Here is a 19523-nt window from a genome sequence, read left to right as displayed (position 1 = left end):
CTAGATATGCCTAACAAATAAACAATAACTCCTCTGTTCCGCCCAAGGTGGGGCAGTTTCCCAGAGGCCAATACAATGAACTTCGGAAAAGCGCTCGTTTCTGCGTGTGTGCTCGCACTCGCATGCACCACGGTATCCGCTGAAACATTGAAACTCGGACTGAACTATCCCCAGACCGGACGATACAAAGACCAGGGGCTTCAACAACGACTGGGAGCATTCCTTGCAGTCGATGAAATCAACAAGACCGGCGGCGTGATGGGGCGGCAACTCGAGCTGGTCATACGAAACAGCCGCAGCGAACCTGAAAAGGGCGCCCGAAACACCGCTGAGCTGATTGACCGGGAGGGTGCCAGCATGGTTTTCGGAGGCGTCTCCAGCTCTGTTGCCATCGCCTCCGGCAAAGCAGCAAGGGATCGTGACAGACTGTATTTCGGTACTCTGACCTACTCAAACGCGACGACCGGAGAGGAAGGTCATTCCCACATGTTCCGGGAGCCCTACAACGCCTGGATGACAGCAAAAGCACTGAGCAAGTACCTTCAGGCCAACCATGCCAACCAGAAGTATTTTTACATCACGGCAGACTATACCTGGGGCTGGTCCGTTGAGGAGTCCGTGCGGAAGTTTTCCGAGACAACAGATAGCGAGGCTCACCCGGGTGTAAAAACCCCCTTTCCGAGGGCTCTAATAAGCGATTTCCGGAGCGCTCTTGAGAAAGCGGAGGCCAGTGGCGCCAAAGTCCTGATGATGGTGCTTTTTGGCGATGATATGGTCCGGGCGCTGAATGTGGCCTATGAAATGGGCCTGAAGGACAAAATGCAGATCGTGGTACCGAATCTTACCCTTGGCATGGCAAGGCAGGTTGGGCCAACCATTATGGAAGACGTCGTCGGTGGCTCCCCCTGGGTATGGAATGCTCCCTACGAATTAAACTACCCTCGCGGCAAAGAGTTCGTTGAGTCCTTCTCCCGGCGCTACGAAATGCGCCCATCTACCGCTGCGGCGTCGGCCTACAGCATCGTTTACCAATACAAGGATGCGGTTGAGCGTGCCGGCAGCACCAACACGGGCCGTGTGATCCAAGCACTGGAAGGGCATCGCTACACATCCCTGAAGGATGAACAGTACTGGAGAGCGTTTGACCACCAGAACGTCCAAACGGTTTATGTCGTCAAGGTAAAACCCCGGGACAGCATCGTCGCTGACGAATATAGCTCGGACTACTTTACCATCGTGGATTCCCTACCCGGTGATGAGGCGGTCCAGACGCGTTCCGAATGGGAACAAAGACGGCGAGCGGCCGGAAAGCCGACCTCCCTCTGACCCGAATGGACAGGAATACTGTCCTGAGTGATAGAAGCCTCCGCAGACACGGAGGCTTTTTCATTTTGAAAGTTCTCAAATGAACGCTTAGACTTTCGTTTTCGAAAACTCCCTCAGGATGTCTGCATGTCCCAGAAACACCGCCTCGACCAGATCATGGATATGATCCAGCGCAACGGGTTTGTCACTACCGAACAACTGGTCGAACAGTTTCGCGTTACGCCACAGACCATCCGGCGAGACCTGAACGAGCTGGCGAGCCAAAACAAACTCACACGTCATCATGGTGGTGCCGGTATCGACTCGAGTACCGTCAATACCGCCTATCAGGAACGCAAGATCATGAACCTGGATGCCAAGGAACGCATAGCCAAGGCTCTGGTGGCTGATATTCCCGACGGCTCATCCATGTTCATCAATATCGGCACTACGACCGAAACAATCGCCCGGGCTCTGCTGGCCAAAAGAAACCTCCGAGTGGTGACCAACAATCTTCACGTCGCTTCCATTCTCTCGGCCAAAGAAGACTTTCATATCATTATTGCAGGCGGTGAAGTTCGTAATCGCGACGGAGGGATTGTTGGCGAGGCGGCGGTGGATTTTATCAACCAGTTCAAAATGGACTTCGGCATCATCGGCATCAGTGGCATACACAATGACGGCTCATTGCTCGACTTTGACTACCGGGAGGTTCGGGTTGCCCAATCGATCATCGCCAACTCCGGCCAGGTACTGCTTGCTGCAGACCACTCGAAATTCGGCCGCAACGCAATGGTCCGGCTCGGCAGTATCGATCAGGCCGATCAGGTGTTTACGGATGCCCAACCTCCCCGCGAAATCTCCCGAATCCTGAAAGACCACAGCGTTCGCCTTCACGTCGTCTGATTTCCGCCTTGGGTCACAATTAGCGCATCCACAAAAGGTTTTCCTTTACGAACCCTCGCCAACTATTTATAGTCGAAATCAAACATTCAATGTTCGTTTTGGAAACTCAATCATGGAAAGTGAATCCAACCTTTACGACGTTCTGGTCGTCGGGGGTGGCGTTAACGGCACCGGGATCGCCCTGGACGCCGCAGGCCGTGGACTGAAAGTGCTCCTGTGCGAGATGGATGATCTCGCGTCTGCCACCTCCTCCAGCAGCAGCAAACTGATACACGGCGGCCTGCGCTATCTGGAACATTACGAATTCAGGCTCGTAAAGGAAGCCCTTGCGGAACGGGAGGCTCTCCTTCGCAATGCCCCACACATCATGTGGCCCATGCGCTTTCGCCTGCCACACCGACCGCACCTGCGCCCGGCCTGGATGATCCGCACGGGCTTGTTCCTCTACGATCACCTGGCCAAACGGGAAACACTCGCAGGCTCGCACTCCATCAGATTCGGCGCGGATTCCCCCCTCAAACCTGAGATCAGTAAAGGCTTCGAGTACTCCGATGGCTGGGTCGATGATGCGCGCCTGGTGGTGTTGACCGCGCGCAAAGCCCAAGAGAAAGGCGCCAAGATCCTGACCCGGACAAAATGCATCCATGCCGAGCGGGGCGAGACGCAATGGAACGCGACGCTGCGGGACATGGTGTCGGGAACCGAAAAGAGCGTATCCGCCAAAGTCATCGTGAATGCCACCGGCCCCTGGGTCAGCCGCCTGTTTGATGAAAGCCTTTCTATGAGAGCGCCCAAGCAGATCCGAATGGTCAAAGGCAGCCATATCGTCGTGCCGAGAATCAATCAGGGCGACGAAGCTTACATACTGCAGAATGAAGACGAGCGCATTGTTTTTGTGATCCCCTATGAAGATCAGTTTTCGCTGGTTGGCACAACAGACGTGGAATACCGTGGTGACCCGAAAAAAGCGCAAATTTCAGAAGAAGAGACAGACTACCTGATTGGCATCGTCAACGACTATTTCCGGAACCAGCTAACACGCAACGATGTCGTCTGGTCCTATTCCGGTGTACGGCCACTGATGGATGACGAGGGCGAGTCAGCCCAGAAGGCCTCACGGGATTACTCCTTCGAAGTCAATGAATCTGAAGGTATGGCGCCCCTCATTTCAGTATTTGGCGGCAAGATCACGACATTTCGGAAGCTGGCAGAAGCCGCCACCAATCGCCTGTGTGACTATTTCCCGGAAGCGGGCAGCACGTGGACCCGTCGCGCGATCTTGCCGGGCGGTGAATTCGGCAGCCAGGAAACCCTGTCCGAACAACTCGAAACCCGGTTTCCCTGGCTCGCCCGACGGATCATCAAGCGCTATGTTCGAACCTATGGAACGGATAGCTTCCGGATTCTTGAGGGCTGCCATGCCCGGGACGATCTGGGCACCGCCTTCACCGATACCCTGTTCCAGCGCGAAGTAGACTACCTGATTGAAAATGAATGGGCGCGGACATCCGAGGACGTTCTCTGGCGGAGAACCAAACAGGGACTTTATATCACCAGAGAGAAGCTCAGCCTGCTGGAACACTATCTGGCAGAAACGGTTCCGGAAAGGCGCTGACGAGCACTGTTGTCAGCATACGGCTGCACCGAGCAAACGCTGGATTTCCGTTCGCAAGGCCGGAACCACCTCGGATTCAAACCAGGGATTGTTTCTTAACCACCGGTTGTTTCGGGGGCTGGGATGAGGCAAGGGAACGACGGTCGGCCAGAACTCCTGCCAACGTTTGACGTTTTCCGTCACCGTGCTGGACGGCGCCTCAAGATGCCAGGCTTGCGCATACTGGCCAATCACCAGCGTCAGCTCTATATTTGTCAGGCGGTCCAGGAGCAACTGCCGCCATGCCGGCGCACACTCAGGCCTCGGCGGCAAATCCCCGGACTTTCCGGTACCTGGGTAGCAGAACCCCATGGGCAGGATCGCCAACAGCTGTTCATCGTAGAATGTATCGCGGGTTACGCCCATCCAGTCCCGCAAACGATCTCCGCTGGGGTCGTTGAAGGGCAACCCGGTCTCATGAACCCGCCGCCCCGGAGCCTGCCCTACCACCAGGATTCTGGAAGATTCCGATAGCTGTATGACGGGTCGAGGCTCATGATCAAGCGATTCCGCACAGATCGTGCAGGCTCGAACCCGACGTACCAACTCATCAAAGTTCAATTGATCTAACCCTGGGTTCATGGCCCTCCCATGGAACCTGTTGCAGTATATTCCGCAGCTCCCCGCAACGCCGTAAAAGGATCGGTTACCAGATAGACTGGCGTTTTCTCCATGATAGAACGCATTCGCCCCTTGTCTTCAAATCCTTGACGGAATGGGCTCTTCAGAAAAAAACTCTGTATGGCCGGAAGAATACCGCCACACAGAAAGACACCGCCTGTCGCCCCCAGTGTCAATGCGGCATTCCCGGCTGTACGCCCCAGTATCTCGCAGAAATGGGTGAGTGTGCGAACGGCCAGATCATCGATGCCAGCGAGCGCAGCGGCACTTATCTCTTCTGGCGCGTCAAAGGCCGCCCTGCCCCCGACAATCTCGGCGTGTGCACGGTAGAGATTGAGTAACCCCTCGCCGCAGAGAATTCGTTCCACAGAAACCCGGCCAAAGCGGTGCTGTAGAATCCTCAGGATCGCCATTTCTATCTCGTTGGTCGGCGCAAAATCTACGTGCCCACCCTCGGTTCTGAGCGCGATCCAGCGCTCCCCAACCGGTAAAAGGCCAGACATCCCAAGTCCCGTTCCCGGCCCCATCACAAGACGAACACCAGCGCCCTCAGCAGGCCCTCCGCATACGCGCACCAAATCCTTTTCAGGTACACACGGCACGCCCAACGCCATAGCGGTAAAATCATTTACAACGTGGCAAGCCCGCCAGCCAAATCGCGTGCGGAGTTCTTCGCAATCAAACTGCCAGCTGCTGTTGGTGAGGTGGATACGGGTACCCTGAACCGGCGCGGCGACGGCAAGGCAGGCGACGTCTACCCGATCAATACCTTGCAGGATCAGATAGTCCTGGATCGCTGCTTCAAGATTCCCATACTGGCTGCAGGGTCGTGAGTCGATCAACTCAAGAGCTCCGCCTTCTTCACGCATAACCGCAAACCGGACGTTGGTTCCGCCGATGTCACCCAGCAGAATATGCACCGTCGTCATTATGACTCCGTCGTCCAGAAGAAACTGGCGCCCTCTTCCGGCGTTCCGGCGGCCCGCCGCATCCAGCCGAACAACTCACGCCCGTAGTCCTGATGACTGGCGGTCAAATCGACCTGGGCTACCTCGCGCGCTGAAAACTCAGCCTCACCAACCTCAACCCGGAGTTGCCCATGATTCGCATCAACAACGACCCGGTCGCCGTTCCTGATACGGGCAAGCGGCCCGCCATCGAGCGCTTCGGGGTAGACATGAATGGCAGCTGGCACCTTACCTGAAGCCCCGGACATACGTCCGTCTGTCACCAGGGCAACCTGAAACCCACGATCCTGAAGCACGCCCAGATAGGGTGTCAGTTTATGCAGCTCAGGCATGCCATTGGCTTTCGGTCCCTGGAAACGAACAACCACAACACAATCCCTGTCCAGCTCCCCGTCCTCGAAAGCGGCTTTAAGCTCATTCTGGTCGTTGAATACCACGGCGGGCGCTTCAACCACCCGATGTTCCTCAGCGACGGCCGATACCTTGATGACTCCCCTTCCCAGGTTGCCATCCAATACCCTCAGGCCGCCGTCCGGCGCAAAAGGCTCTGCCGCGGAGCTAAGCACATCGGGACGCAGGCTTCTCTCCGGTGCCGCCTTCCAGGACAAACGCCCATCGTCCATAAAAGGCGACTGCGCATAGTTGTCCAGACCAAATCCGATCACGGTTTCCACATCGTTGTGCAGATACCCGGCATTAAGGAGTTCGCGGATAAGCAGCGGCGTACCCCCCGCCTCATGGAAGGCATTCACATCTTCCTGGCCATTGGGGTAGATTCGGGTCATCGAAGGCACGACGGCGGACAGCTCGGCATAATCATTCCAGTCAATGATGATGCCGGCGGCCCGCGCAATCGCAATCCAGTGGATTGTATGGTTGGTTGAGCCCCCGGTAACCAGCAGCGCCACCAGGGCATTCACGATACTTTTCTCATTGACCAGATCAGCGAGCCCTAACTGGCCACCATGGGGTTTGGAGAGCTTGATGACCTGCTCAGTTGCAGCCCGGGTCAGAGCGTCTCGTAATTCCGTTCCCGGATGGATGAATGCGGCCCCAGGCATGTGCAACCCCATCACCTCCACCAACAACTGATTGCTGTTGGCGGTCCCATAGAAGGTGCAGGTTCCCGGGCTGTGGTAGGACTTACTCTCGGCTTCCAGTAACTCCTCCTTGCCAATCTTGCCCTCAGCATAGAGCTGGCGTATCCGCTGCTTTTCCTTGTTGGGGAGCCCGGAAGGCATTGGGCCAGCAGGGACCAGAACAGCAGGCAAATGGCCGAAACTCAGCGCACCGATCAACAAACCTGGCACAATCTTGTCACAGATGCCCAACAACAGGGCAGCATCAAACATGTTGTGGCTCAGGGCGACTGCAGTACTCATGGCAATGGTATCCCGGGAAAACAGGCTCAGCTCCATTCCCGGCTGCCCTTGAGTGACGCCATCACACATGGCCGGCGTACCGCCCGCAACCTGGGCGACCGACCCCATGCCATGGGCCGCCTCCCGGATAACGTCGGGGAATCCCTCATAGGGTTGATGGGCGGAGAGCATGTCGTTGTAGGCCGTAATGATGGCCACATTGGCTCGGTTCATGAACTTGAGGGTGTCTTTATCACCCTGATTGCACGCCGCAAATCCATGCGCGAGATTCCCGCAGGAAAGACTACTCCGGTGCGGTGACTGCTCTTTTAGACGATTCATTCGCTCCAGGTATACCTGCCGGGTATGACGGCTGCGCTCTGCAATCCGTCGCGTGACCCTCTCAACCGTTGCGTGCATGACCACCTCCCATAATTCCTGCCCTCACCCAATAAACGTATCATTACTTTCTTTCTGGCGGTAATAACGATAAATATCGTGCACCATGGGTGAATAATTGATACTTTTACTACATATTTGCATCGCAGCACCAGCCGTTATGGCACGATCGTCTCGGCCCGAGGTATCAGGTATTGCTGAAACAATTTTGTCTGACCATTTATGATAGCTTGCATCAAGTAACCGGGCAGCGCCCCACTCGATTCCCAGCAACTATTGCACCAACGACCAAAAGCTAAACGACGCCATGAACGAGTAACGGTATCGTGGAATCAGGAATCCGCACTACACAACCAACCATAAGGACACACAGCATGCTCAGGCGCACCAAAATTGTCGCCACATTAGGTCCGGCCACGGATGCCCCCGAATCCCTCGCCGCCGTCATTAAGGCCGGGGTCGATGTCACCCGCCTGAATTTTTCCCATGGCAGCGCCGATGAGCACATGGAGCGAGCGAAACGGGTTCGCCAGGAAGCTGCTGCCCAGGGCCGTTTTGTTGCTCTTCTTGCGGACCTTCAAGGTCCCAAACTCCGAATCGCCAGATTCACTGACAACAAGGTCACTCTGATTGCCGGCCAGACCTTCGTGCTGGATGCGTCCATGGACAAAAGCGCGGGTGATCAGGAGCGAGTCGGCATTGATTATGAACAACTGATCCAGGACGTGGAGCCGGGCGACATTCTGGTTCTGGATGATGGTCGAATTGAGATGGAAGTGCAGTCGGTGGACGATCACAGCATTTCCTCCAGGGTATTGATCGGCGGTCCGCTTTCCAACAACAAAGGCCTGAACAAGCGCGGCGGCGGGCTATCTGCAGACGCGCTGACAGAAAAAGACAAGAAAGACATCGTGACCGCGGCCGAGCTGGGCGCCGATTACGTGGCCGTCTCTTTTGTTCGCACCGCCGAGGACATGAACATTGCTCGCCAGCTACTCAAAGAAGCTGGTTCCGATGCCGGCCTCGTGGCCAAGATCGAACGCGCTGAACTCGCCTACAACGAAGCCGCCCTGGACGCGGTTATTGAGGCTTCCGATGCCGTCATGGTGGCCCGGGGCGACCTCGCCGTGGAGATCGGCGATGCGGAGCTGGTTGCGGTTCAGAAGCACATCATCCGACGGGCCCGCCAGCTCGACACGGCGGTCATCACCGCGACGCAGATGATGGAATCCATGATCACCAACCCGATGCCGACCCGGGCAGAGGTCTCGGACGTGGCAAACGCCGTGATGGACTACACCGACGCGGTCATGCTCTCGGCCGAAACAGCGGTAGGCGACTACCCGGCTGAAGCGGTGGAGGCCATGGTGCGAATCTGCCTGGGCGCTGAAAAGCACCCCTCCATGCACCAGTCACAGCACCGGATCCATGAAACTATGGAGCGGATTGACGAGGCCGTTGCACTGTCAGCCATGTACGCAGCCAACCACCTCACTGGCGTTACCGCGATCATCTGCCTCACAGAAACCGGCGCCACACCGCGACTGATGTCACGAATCAAGTCCAGCCTGCCGATATTCGCGTTCTCCCGGCATCATTCAACCCAGCACAGAGTTGCACTGTTCCGTGGGGTCCAGACAGTGCCATTTGATTCTGCCACCGTTCCGAACGAGCAGACCAATGCGCTGGCGGTCTCTGAGCTGGTGAGCCAGGGCGTCGTCAAGGAGGGTGACCTGGTTGTGGTGACCAAAGGTGATTACGTCAATGCCCAGGGCGGCACCAACACGATGAAAATTGTACGCGTCGGCCCTGATATCCGCTGACCTCTACAGGACCTCAAGACTGGACCGGGCGATTTCCGTGATCCTCGGCCAGTCTTTCTCTGCCATCAGGTCCGACGGGGTCAGCCAGGATCCCCCGACCGCTTTCACATTGCTCAACGCCAGATAGTCCCTGGCGGTCTCCTTTCCAATACCTCCCGTAGGACAGAAGGTCACATCTCCAAAAGGCCCGCTCAATGCCTTCAGCGCCGGGATACCACCCGCTATTTCAGCAGGGAAAAACTTGAACTCACGATAGCCCAGCGCATACCCAAGCATTAGCTCGGACGCAGTCGCCACCCCGGGTAAAAGCGGCACTTCCGACGTTATCCCGAATTCCAGGATAGCCTCAGTAACACCCGGCGTGATCACGAACTGGGCGCCCGCGGTTTCCACCTGACGATACTGCGCAATACTCGTGACGGTGCCGGCCCCTACCCAGGCTTCAGGAATCGCCTCTCGTACCTGCCTGATGGCTTGCAGCCCATGCTCCGTTCTCAGAGTAATTTCCAATACCTTGATCCCGCCATCCACCAGAGCCTGACAAAGAGGCACAGCATCCTCAAGATTCCGAATGGCAATCACCGGCACCAGAGGTGAAGCCGCCAGTACCGTCTGGATACGCTCGCGATGATCGCTTGAAAGCTGAGTCATGATTCTCTCCATGAAATCGTTACAGATTACGCCCGAGACGGCGGCTCAAGGACTCCAGAACAGTTTTAGCCCGGGTTTGAGGAACGCTCTGACCGGCATCGCCGCAACCTGATCAGGCTCCGACAAGGCTGCCGCCAGGGTTTCGAGCTTGTCTTCTCCACGAAGGTAAAGCACCGTTTCGCGCGCCGCTGAAAGCACACGCAATGTCAGGGTGATTCTTTCCTGGGGCTGGGAAACCGGCGTCATCGCCACTACCCTCGATGGATTGTCGATAGCGAGGGCTCGAGGCAGCTCTGGTGCATCGGGAAACAGTGACGCTGTATGCCCGTCGTTGCCCATACCCAGAATGAGCACATCCAGCGGTAAAGTAAGCTGCTCCAGCGCACGCTCGACCGCTCCCAAAACTTTTGATGGTGAGTTTCCCGGCTGCTTCAGCGCGAAGTAACGGGCATCGCTCGCCCCGGCCTGGAGCAGGTTCTCCCTGACAAGGCGGGTATTGCTGTCTGGAGACTCTTCATCCACCCATCGTTCGTCGACCAGCAACACGTCTACCCGCTTCCAGTCCAACGCCTTCGTTGCCAGAGCCCGAAAAAAGGGCACCGGGGTAGAGCCGCCGGAAACGGCAAGGCTGGCCCGGGGAGCTACCTTCAGGCGAGCCTCAATCATATCCGCCACCGCGTCGGCCAGTGACTCCGCCAGTTGCTGTGAGTTTCGCCCGATCTGGGACTGAATACCCGCTGGCAAAGCGATATCAGACATCTTCATACCAGCTCCGACCATCCCGAGTAATCATGGCAATCGAGGCAACAGGCCCCCAGGTTCCTGCTGCATAACGCTTGGGAGGCTCGCCACTGTCGTGCCAGTTGCGAATGACCCTGTCCACCCAACGCCACGCGTGCTCAACCTCATCGCGGCGGACGAACAGATACTGGTTTCCCTTCATCACCTCCCACAACAGGCGCTCGTACGCGTCCGGGATTCGTTCCGCGTCGAAGGTTTCAGAGAATGTCAGCTCCAGTGGTCCCTGCCTCAGGCGCATGCCTTTGTCCAGGCCCTGGTCCTTGGTCAGAATTTTCAGGGCCATACCCTCGTCCGGCTGCAGCCGGATAATCAGCTTGTTATTGGCCAGATGTTTCTGGTCCGGGTCAAAAATGTAGTGCGGGGCCGGCTTGAAATGAATGATGATCTGGGAAAGCTTTTCTGGAAGCCGTTTACCCGTCCGGATATAGAAGGGCACCCCGGACCAGCGCCAGTTGTCTATTTCCACTTTCAGCGCGACAAAGGTCTCCGTCTCACTCCCGCGATTGGCACCCTCTTCCTCAAGATAGCCCGGAACCGGCTGGCCACCGCTGGTTCCGGCGGTATACTGCCCCCGGACTACATAGCGCTCCATCATGTCCGGCGTGATCTCGCGCAATGCCTTGAGCACTTTCACTTTCTCATCACGGATGCTGTCCGCAGACAGATCCGACGGCGGATCCATCGCAATCAGGCACAACAACTGGAGCAGGTGATTCTGGATCATGTCCCGGATCTGGCCCGCCTTGTCAAAATAGCCCCAGCGACCCTCTATCCCTACCGCCTCGGCGACGGTGATCTCCACATGGGAGATGTGGTTCTGATCCCACTGGGACGCAAACAGGTTGTTGGCAAATCGAAGTGCGATCAGATTCTGAACCGTTTCCTTACCCAGATAATGATCAATCCGGAACAGTTGATTCTCCCTGTACACCTCACCCAACTCGTCGTTGATGACCTTGGAAGACTCCAGGTCATGGCCGATGGGTTTTTCCACGACCACCCGGGTTCTGTCAGTGCAGCAACCGGCTGTGCGGAGGTTTCTCGCAATCACGCCGTACATGGCCGGCGGCGTCGCCATATAGACAATCAATTCGTTATGGGCACTATCCCGCCAGTTGTTGAGCGCCGAAAATCCGTCCGGGTCATTGAAATCAAGCAGTTGGTATTCCACGCGCTGTAGAAAAGCCTCTGCCACGGAGCGATCAAACTCGTCGGGGCGTATCACCTGCTGCAACCTGTCTAGTAATTGCTCCCTGACCCCGGCGGTATCCGTCTCGGTCCGCGCGATCGCCAGGATCCGACTCCCCTCAGCCAGCAAATTCGCACGCGCCAGCTGATACAGCGCCGGAAAGAGCTTTCGTTGCGCCAGATCCCCCAGCGCACCGAACAGCATGAGATCGCAACGGGTATCAACCTTACTGACCATGATCTCTGATTCTCCGTGTCATTCCACTGTGTTCCGACGGGCGCTCCCCAACACTTTAGAGCCAAGCAACTATCTCGCCAACAACGGGCTGACCCTGAAAGCGGACAGGTAGGACATGGGCGGAATGTCGTAACTTTAAGTAAATATTGGCATTGAAATCTGACGAATCCAAGAACTCCACTGCCAGTATGATAGCTTTACTACGCTAAACCTTTAGAAAAGCGGTATAATCGGGCCGTTTTTAAATCAACGACAGCCATGAATCATGGGAGCCTCCTTGATGGCCAGCAACCAGGCACACCGCGACGACAACCTGCTTGAGGATATTCAGGCCCGTCTCGACAGCCTCAACAAATCCGAGCGCAAAGTGGCGGAAGCGATACTCCGGGACCCGAGCGCAGCAACCCGCTACAGCATTGCCGCCCTGGCCCGTGCCGCAGATGTTAGCGAGCCGACAGTCAACCGCTTCTGTCGCGGCTTCTCTGCCACCGGCTTTCCAGACTTCAAGATTCGCCTTGCGCAAAGCATCGCCACTGGTACACCTTACGTCGGGCAGAACGTAGAACCGGACGATACCGTTGCAGAGTTCGCTGACAAGATCATGCTGAGCACCATTGCAAATCTGGACAAGGCAAGGCAAGCACTGGATCCGAGAGAACTGTCCGTTGTCATCGACTACCTGATCCAGGCCAAGCAGATAAACTTCTTTGGCATGGGCGGCTCCGCCGCCGTCGCGATGGATGCCCAGCACAAGTTTTTCCGCTTCAACATTCCCGTCATGTCCTATGATGACGCACTGATGCAACGGATGGTTGCTGCTGGTGCAAATGTTGGTGATGTCATGGTGCTCATCTCCTATACCGGCAGAACCCGTGAAACCGTCGATATCGCGCAATTAGCCAGGTCCAACGGTGCGACGGTCATCGGCATCACCAACCCGGATTCACCGCTGGCCGAGATCTGTACGGCCGTCCTGGGTGTCACCGCACCGGAGGATACCGAGGTCTACATGCCCATGTCCTCACGCATCATTCATCTTACGGTGATCGACATCCTCGCAACCGGTGTCACCCTCAAACGTGGCGCAGATTTCCTCGGTCACCTCAAGAAGATCAAGGAAAGCCTGAAACCAACCCGTTTCCCATCCTCCTGAGTTAAAGGCACAAAAAAGCCCGGCAAACTGCCGGGCTTTCGCTATACCGCCTGGGCACCGTTACGGGCGCTCCACCTCCGCCTTGTTGCGGAGATACTGCTGATAGGCGGCGTATTCTCGCTGCCCTTCCAGCGAAGCCAGAAACTGCGTCAGTTGCTGGAACTCAGAAGCATCCTGATCCACTTCGCCCTCGCGAACGTCATCAAGAGCAACCACCACAGCCTGCTCAGGGCTTACGTTCTTACCATAGCGGACACCACCTTCATCCGGGCGCGCCATGGAGAAGACGGTTTGCATCACCGACATACCCACTTCCGGGGACGTTCGCCCCTGCTCCTCGAATGCCTGCCAACTACCCGCTTCGAGATCTTCCAGGGACTGCCCGTCTTCCAGGGACGAAATGATTTCTTCGGCACGATCAGCCAGCGCTTCCCGGGTCTTCCGGGTAACAAGCACGCCCCGGATATCTTCCCGAACCTGATCAACAGTCAGCTGTTGCGCGTCCCGATGCTCGCGCACCCGGGCAACCACAGACACATTGTCTCCAATATCAATCAGCTCCGTGTTATAGCCGCCCTGTAACACATCTTCGGAATACAGCTGTCTCACCAGACCCTCGTGATCGAACGGAGCAGAACCGCCGTCACGAGTGATGCCACGCGCCTCACGCACCTCCAATCCAAACTCCTCGGCAGGATCAGTCAGATTCTCGGCAGAGTAAGCCGCATCCGCCAACTGGGTACGCACCTCGGCAAAGCGCTCCTCAGCCTTGTCACGCGCCAGCTCGCCGCGAAGTTGTCCCGCCAACTCTTCCAGAGGTGGCACCTCGGAACGGCGGACATCTTCTAGCTGGATCAGGTGAACGCCAAAGCTGGTCTCCACCGCTGCAGAAACCTCACCCGGCTCCAGCGCAAAGAGAGCCTCCTCGAAGTCGGGATCGTACACTCCCCGGCCAGCAAACCCGAGATCACCGCCCTGCTCTGCGGATATGGTGTCAATGGAGTACTCTTTCGCAAGATCGGAAAACGCCTCGCCATCAGCCAGACGCTTCTGGATCTCAGCAATGGTCTTATCGGCATCGGCACCGTCTTCTATCAGAATATGGGCAGCCCGGCGTTCTTCGCGAGCCAGGTCATCGGAACGCTGCTCATAGTACGCCTGCAGCTCTTCATCACTCACGTCCACAGACTCGGCAAGCGCGCCCAGTGACAGGGAAATGTACGCAGCATCAACCTGCTCAGGCTGCTGGAAGCTTGAACGATTGTCATCGTAGTAGGACTGGATTTCTGCGTCCGTCACTTCAACCTGATCGGCAACAGACTCAGCCGGAATGGTCAGAGTGCGGAAATCACGAGTCTGGTTCTGAATACTCAGAAGCTGGCTGGCATTCTCTCCGGCGGCGAAACCGCTCTGGGCAATGCCTGCCCGGATCTGGTTGATCACGTACTGCTTGCGCATGGTTTGGCGGAACTCGGCGATTCCCATACCCATATTGCGAACCGCCGCGGCAAGGCGCTCAGGACTGTATTTTCCGTCGATCTGGAACTGGGGCATCTGCCTGATCAGGGCATCAATGTCGCTGTCGCTGAGCTCCAGGCCCTGCTCGTTCGCATCCTGAGTCAACACCTGCTGCTGTATCAGAGACTCCAAGACATCCTTGCGGATCTGATCTTCATTGAGCAAGGACGGATCAGGCGTCTCCATGTTGGCCAGGCGGCGCTGGCTTTCAATCTGAACCAGACGCAGAAAGTCCCGCTCGGTAATGTCTTCGCCGTTCACTGTAGCCACTTCCGGCTCGCCGGAGAACCCGCCAATGATGGCATCCATTCCCCAGATCGAAAGCGACACAATCAACAGACCAATAATGATCTTGGCAATGGTGCCCTGGGAGTTTTCCCGAATATCTTGAAGCATGTTTTTCTCGAATCCCTGTCAAGGTCGTGCGGTTGTTATCAATTAGCGACGATCTTTGGGTGCGCTGAACGTAAAAAGGCGCACCCTGTCGGAATGCGCCTTGAATCTTCTAGGACAGCTCCGTTTGAAGGGAACCGCCAGAGAAAGAACCGTTACTTAACGGCGTCTTTCAGGGCCTTGCCAGCCTTGAAGCCAGGCACTTTGGAGGCCGGAATCTTGATCTCGGCACCAGTCTGCGGGTTACGACCAGTACGAGCAGCACGCTCTTTAACAGAGAAAGTACCAAAACCGATCAGAGTTACCTGATCGCCTTTTTTCAGTGCACCGGTGATAGAGTTGGTCATTGCGTCCAGAGCACGGCCAGCGGCGGCTTTGGAGATATCTGCGGACTCTGCAATTGCATCGATTAGTTCGGACTTGTTCACACTAAACCCCTTCGATTCCAGGTTGAAGATGTTATAGGTTGGTTTGTTTTTTCTCGGACGTTCTCGACTATCGCATAAGCGGTCAGAGAATTCCATTCTTCAGTTTTCTTATTCCTTTCGGTTGTTAGCCGGCGTTCGGAATAGGCACTTACTGCGCGGGAGCCCTTGGTATTGGCTGCTTCACGGCGAAACAGTTATACCAATGGGCTCTCCGGCGTGTCAACAACTCATCAAGGCTTTAATGCGTATTTATGCGCTCCGCACTGTCGCTTTCATCGTCACGAGGATTTCCTGCCCCGGATTTTGCCGACGAATCTTCCGCACGGGGCTCCGGCGGGTAGGCCAGCGCAATGTCCAGAACTTCATCAATCCACTTGACCGGCCGGATCTCTAGCGACTCTTTGATATTGTCAGGTATCTCCTTGAGATCCCGAACATTTTCATCCGGTATCAACACCGTCTTGATGCCACCGCGATGAGCTGCAAGCAGCTTTTCCTTGAGTCCGCCAATCGCCAGAACACGACCCCGGAGAGTGATCTCACCGGTCATTGCGACGTCTGCCCGCACGGGAATCCTTGTCAGCGCGGAAACGAGAGCTGTGCACATACCAATACCCGCACTGGGACCATCTTTGGGGGTCGCACCCTCGGGAACGTGGACATGAAGATCGTGCTTCTCGTGGAAATCGTCGGCCACACCCAGTCCCGGAGCCCGGCTTCGAACCACGGTCAAGGCCGTCTGGATGGACTCCTGCATGACATCGCCCAGGGAACCGGTTTTGACAACTCGGCCTTTGCCCGGAGTCAGCGCACATTCGATCGTCAGTAATTCACCGCCAACCTGAGTCCATGCCAGCCCCGTTACCTGACCGATCTGATTCTTCTCTTCAGCCAGTCCGTACTTGAACTTCTTGACGCCGGAGTAGTCCTCCAGCATGTCCGGACTGAGCGTCACAGGTGCCTTCTCAGAGCCTTCTACATGCTCGCGGACCACCTTGCGGCAGATCTTGGCGATCTCCCGCTCCAGCCCCCTGACACCGGCCTCACGGGTGTAGTACCGGATCAGGTCCCGAAGCGTTTCCTCGGGAATCTTAAGTTCGTCCTTACCCAGACCATTGGCCTTGATCTGCTTCGGCAGCAGGTATCGGAGGGCGATGTTCACCTTTTCGTCTTCGGTGTAGCCCGGAATGCGAATAATCTCCATCCGGTCCATCAACGCCGGCGGAATATCCATTGAATTCGATGTACACACGAACATCACATCCGAGAGATCGTAATCCACCTCAAGGTAGTGATCGTTGAATGTGTGGTTTTGCTCGGGGTCCAAGACTTCGAGCAGCGCAGATGCCGGATCACCACGGTGATCCATTCCCATCTTGTCGATCTCGTCGAACAGGAACAGAGGGTTCTTGACCTCGACCTTGGACAACTTCTGCAGAAGCTTACCAGGCAAGGCGCCGATATAGGTCTTACGATGGCCGCGAATCTCAGCTTCGTCCCTCACGCCACCCAGGGCCATACGGGTGTATTTGCGATTAGTTGCCTTGGCAATAGACTGCCCCAGCGAGGTCTTACCAACCCCCGGGGGCCCTACCAGGCACAGCACTGGTCCCTTGACCTTCTTCACCCGACTCTGGACGGCCAGATATTCGAGAATACGCTCTTTGACTTCATCAAGACCGTAGTGATCCCGATCCAGAATTTCCCGCGCCTTCTCGAGGTTATGACGCACACGACTCCGCTTCTTCCAGGGAATCGCCAGCATCCAGTCGATGTAGCCGCGAACCACCGTTGCCTCAGCAGACATCGGTGACATCATCTTAAGCTTGTTGAGTTCGGTCTCGGTTTTCTTCCTGGCCTCTTCCGGCAAACCGGCTTCTTCGAGCTTCTGCTCCAGCTCTTCGAAGTCGTTGTTGCCCTCGCCGAGCTGCCCCATCTCTTTCTGGATGGCCTTCATCTGCTCGTTGAGGTAGTACTCCCGCTGACTGCGCTCCATCTGCTTTTTCACACGCCCGCGGATGCGCTTTTCAACCTCAATAAGGTCAATCTCGCCATCGAGTTTGCCAAGCAACAGGTCTACCCGCTTGCGGATATCCAGCGCTTCCAGCAGTTCCTGCTTCTCGGGAATGCGCATTTCCAGGTGCGCCGCCATGGTGTCTGCCAGCCGCTCCAACTCGTCAATACCTGTCAGCGCGTTGGATACTTCAGAGGGGACCTTCTTGGAGAGCTTCACATACTTCTCGAACTCATCCATCAAGGTCTTGATCAACACTTCCTGCTCGCGCTCAGGCAGTGCCTCTTCATCCATCAACACTGCACCGCCCGAGAGGTAGTCACCCTCGGCGATATCGCTGATTGTGGCGCGCGAGTTGCCCTCAACCAGCACCTTTACTGTGCCATCGGGCAAACGCAACATCTGCAGAACCGTGGCCAGCGTGCCCATCTCGAACACATCCTCAGGACCGGGCTCATCAGTAGACGCATCGCGCTGGGCTACCAGTAGGATTTCCTTGCTTCCCTCCATGGCCGCTTCAAGCGCCTGGATGGATTTCTCTCGGCCCACAAAGAGCGGGACCACCATGTGCGGGAAGACCACCACGTCTCGCAACGGCAGCATCGGGTAATCTTGCACGGTATGTTCGGGTATCCGGGTCATAGGGAATCCTCTGACGGTATTTCTTTCAGCATATCACCCTTCATTGGGGCAGCTTCGGAAATTGCAATCTTTTTACGAAACGAAACGAGAAGGGAGAAAAGGGATACAGAATGAGAAAAGGGGCGTTGCCGCCCCTTTTCTCATAAACAATGCGAGCACGAAAGCTTCAATCCTCGGGAACAGCCTTCGCATGGTCGCTACTGTCGTATATCTTGAAAGGTTCGGAGTCGCCCTTGATAACGCTCTCGTCGATCACAACCTTGCTCACATCGTGCTCGGACGGAATCTGGTACATGGTATCCAGAAGCGTCGCTTCCATGATTGAGCGCAGGCCTCGAGCACCGGTTTTCCGCTCCATAGCCTTGTGGGCCACCGCCCTGAGGGCGTCTTCACGGAAATCGAGCTCAACACCTTCCATATCAAAGAGCTTCTGGTATTGCTTGGTCAGGGCATTCTTGGGCTCGGTCAGAATCTGAACCAATGCCGCTTCGTCCAACTCGGTCAGCGTTGCCACCACCGGAAGACGACCAACAAACTCCGGAATCAATCCAAACTTGACCAGGTCCTCTGTCTCGACGTCCTTGATGATGTCACCGGTGCTCTTGCTATCGTCCTGGCTGACGACGGTGGCAGAGAAACCGATGGAGCTTCGTTCGGATCGTTCCTGAATAACCTTGTCCAACCCGGCAAAGGCCCCACCACAGATGAAAAGGATGTTCCCGGTATCAACCTGGAGAAATTCCTGCTGCGGATGCTTCCGCCCACCCTGGGGAGGTACGGACGCCACAGTGCCTTCAATCAGCTTGAGCAATGCCTGCTGCACGCCCTCACCCGACACATCACGGGTAATCGACGGATTGTCCGATTTACGGGAAATCTTGTCGATCTCATCGATGTATACAATTCCCCGCTGCGCCTTGTCGACATCATAGTCACACTTCTGCAGCAACTTCTGGATGATGTTCTCGACGTCCTCACCCACATAACCCGCTTCTGTCAGCGTGGTGGCATCTGCGATGGTGAACGGAACATTCAGCATCCGGGCCAGAGTTTCTGCCAGCAGGGTCTTACCGCTCCCGGTAGGACCAATGAGCAGAATGTTACTCTTGCCAAGCTCAACGTCGGATTTGCCCTCGCCATAGCGCAGGCGCTTGTAGTGGTTATACACCGCCACAGACAACACGACCTTGGCGCGGTCCTGACCAATCACGTATTCATTCAGAGTGTCGCGGATTTCGGCCGGCGTCGGCAGACGATCACTCGCCTCCTCCTGTGCATTTTCCTGGATCTCTTCCCGGATAATGTCATTGCACAGGTCTACGCACTCGTCGCAGATGAACACCGAGGGCCCTGCAATGAGCTTGCGGACTTCATGCTGGCTCTTTCCGCAAAACGAGCAGTAAAGCAACTTGCCGTTATCGTCGCCCCTGCCGTTTCTTTCATCTGCCATTGAATTACCT

15 protein-coding genes are annotated in these 19523 nt (G+C 56.3%); 5 read left to right on the top strand and 10 right to left on the bottom strand.

Annotated features, from left to right (window positions below; all coding sequences use genetic code 11):
* Positions 1–75: 75 nt before the first annotated feature.
* The 3 genes from D777_RS02620 to glpD all read left to right on the top strand — a co-directional run bounded on the left by D777_RS02620 (position 76) and on the right by glpD (position 3826).
* Entirely contained in the window at positions 76–1326 is a 1251-nt protein-coding gene (locus tag D777_RS02620; protein ID WP_036128489.1) for a substrate-binding protein, read from the top strand.
* Positions 1327–1452: 126 nt separating this feature from the next.
* The gene (locus D777_RS02615; protein ID WP_036128488.1) at positions 1453–2211 is read left to right on the top strand and encodes a DeoR/GlpR family transcriptional regulator; all 759 of its coding nucleotides are present in this window, start codon (positions 1453–1455) and stop codon (positions 2209–2211) included.
* A 112-nt stretch (positions 2212–2323) separates the two neighbouring features.
* Entirely contained in the window at positions 2324–3826 is a 1503-nt protein-coding gene (glpD, locus tag D777_RS02610) for a glycerol-3-phosphate dehydrogenase (RefSeq protein WP_036128487.1), read from the top strand.
* A gap of 12 nt (positions 3827–3838) precedes the next feature.
* Here the strand turns inward: glpD and D777_RS02605 are convergent, their stop codons facing one another.
* The 3 genes from D777_RS02605 to edd are packed head-to-tail and all read right to left on the bottom strand — an operon-like array spanning position 3839 to position 7235.
* The gene (locus D777_RS02605; RefSeq protein ID WP_036128485.1) at positions 3839–4447 is read right to left on the bottom strand and encodes a uracil-DNA glycosylase family protein; all 609 of its coding nucleotides are present in this window, start codon (positions 4445–4447) and stop codon (positions 3839–3841) included.
* Positions 4444–5415 carry a glucokinase gene (gene glk, locus D777_RS02600; protein ID WP_036128483.1) on the bottom strand — a complete coding sequence of 324 codons (972 nt, stop codon included), beginning with the start codon at positions 5413–5415 and terminating at the stop codon, positions 4444–4446. The genes D777_RS02605 and glk overlap by 4 nt, the downstream gene beginning before the upstream one ends.
* Complete coding sequence (gene edd, locus D777_RS02595; protein ID WP_036128481.1) at positions 5415–7235, bottom strand: phosphogluconate dehydratase; 1821 nt, start codon at positions 7233–7235, stop codon at positions 5415–5417. The genes glk and edd overlap by 1 nt, the downstream gene beginning before the upstream one ends.
* Positions 7236–7588: 353 nt before the next feature.
* On the opposite strand from edd, the gene pyk reads away from it, so the two are divergent.
* The gene (gene pyk / locus D777_RS02590; RefSeq protein ID WP_036128480.1) at positions 7589–9037 is read left to right on the top strand and encodes a pyruvate kinase; all 1449 of its coding nucleotides are present in this window, start codon (positions 7589–7591) and stop codon (positions 9035–9037) included.
* A 3-nt stretch (positions 9038–9040) separates the two neighbouring features.
* On the opposite strand, the gene D777_RS02585 is transcribed toward pyk, so the two are convergent.
* Genes D777_RS02585 through zwf form a run of 3 tightly spaced genes read right to left on the bottom strand, consistent with a single transcriptional unit; the run spans position 9041 to position 11915 of the window.
* Positions 9041–9688 carry a bifunctional 4-hydroxy-2-oxoglutarate aldolase/2-dehydro-3-deoxy-phosphogluconate aldolase gene (locus D777_RS02585; protein ID WP_036128478.1) on the bottom strand — a complete coding sequence of 216 codons (648 nt, stop codon included), beginning with the start codon at positions 9686–9688 and terminating at the stop codon, positions 9041–9043.
* A 45-nt stretch (positions 9689–9733) separates the two neighbouring features.
* Positions 9734–10453: a 6-phosphogluconolactonase gene (gene pgl / locus D777_RS02580; protein WP_227501641.1), complete on the bottom strand. Its 720-nt coding sequence runs from the start codon at positions 10451–10453 to the stop codon at positions 9734–9736.
* On the bottom strand, positions 10440–11915 hold the full coding sequence (gene zwf / locus D777_RS02575; protein ID WP_036128476.1) for a glucose-6-phosphate dehydrogenase: 1476 nt from the start codon (positions 11913–11915) through the stop codon (positions 10440–10442). The genes pgl and zwf overlap by 14 nt, the downstream gene beginning before the upstream one ends.
* Before the next feature lie 280 nt (positions 11916–12195).
* Between zwf and D777_RS02570 the strand changes: the two genes are divergently transcribed.
* Complete coding sequence (locus tag D777_RS02570) at positions 12196–13068, top strand: MurR/RpiR family transcriptional regulator (protein WP_150112589.1); 873 nt, start codon at positions 12196–12198, stop codon at positions 13066–13068.
* Positions 13069–13128: 60 nt separating this feature from the next.
* Here D777_RS02570 and D777_RS02565 read toward each other — a convergent pair whose 3' ends face one another.
* From D777_RS02565 to clpX, 4 genes are all read right to left on the bottom strand, one after another.
* On the bottom strand, positions 13129–14982 hold the full coding sequence (locus D777_RS02565) for a SurA N-terminal domain-containing protein (protein ID WP_036128473.1): 1854 nt from the start codon (positions 14980–14982) through the stop codon (positions 13129–13131).
* A 152-nt stretch (positions 14983–15134) separates the two neighbouring features.
* Complete coding sequence (locus D777_RS02560) at positions 15135–15407, bottom strand: HU family DNA-binding protein (protein WP_008174603.1); 273 nt, start codon at positions 15405–15407, stop codon at positions 15135–15137.
* A 238-nt stretch (positions 15408–15645) separates the two neighbouring features.
* Positions 15646–18063 (bottom strand): endopeptidase La, encoded by a 2418-nt coding sequence (gene lon / locus D777_RS02555; RefSeq protein WP_036128471.1) that lies wholly within the window; start codon positions 18061–18063, stop codon positions 15646–15648.
* 166 nt (positions 18064–18229) lie between these two features.
* Complete coding sequence (clpX, locus tag D777_RS02550; protein ID WP_036128469.1) at positions 18230–19513, bottom strand: ATP-dependent Clp protease ATP-binding subunit ClpX; 1284 nt, start codon at positions 19511–19513, stop codon at positions 18230–18232.
* Between the last annotated feature and the right edge of the window lie 10 nt (positions 19514–19523).

It is taken from the genome of Marinobacter nitratireducens (genome assembly GCF_000708045.1).
Lineage (GTDB): Bacteria > Pseudomonadota > Gammaproteobacteria > Pseudomonadales > Oleiphilaceae > Marinobacter > Marinobacter nitratireducens.
This window is presented reverse-complemented; position numbering and strand designations above follow the sequence as displayed.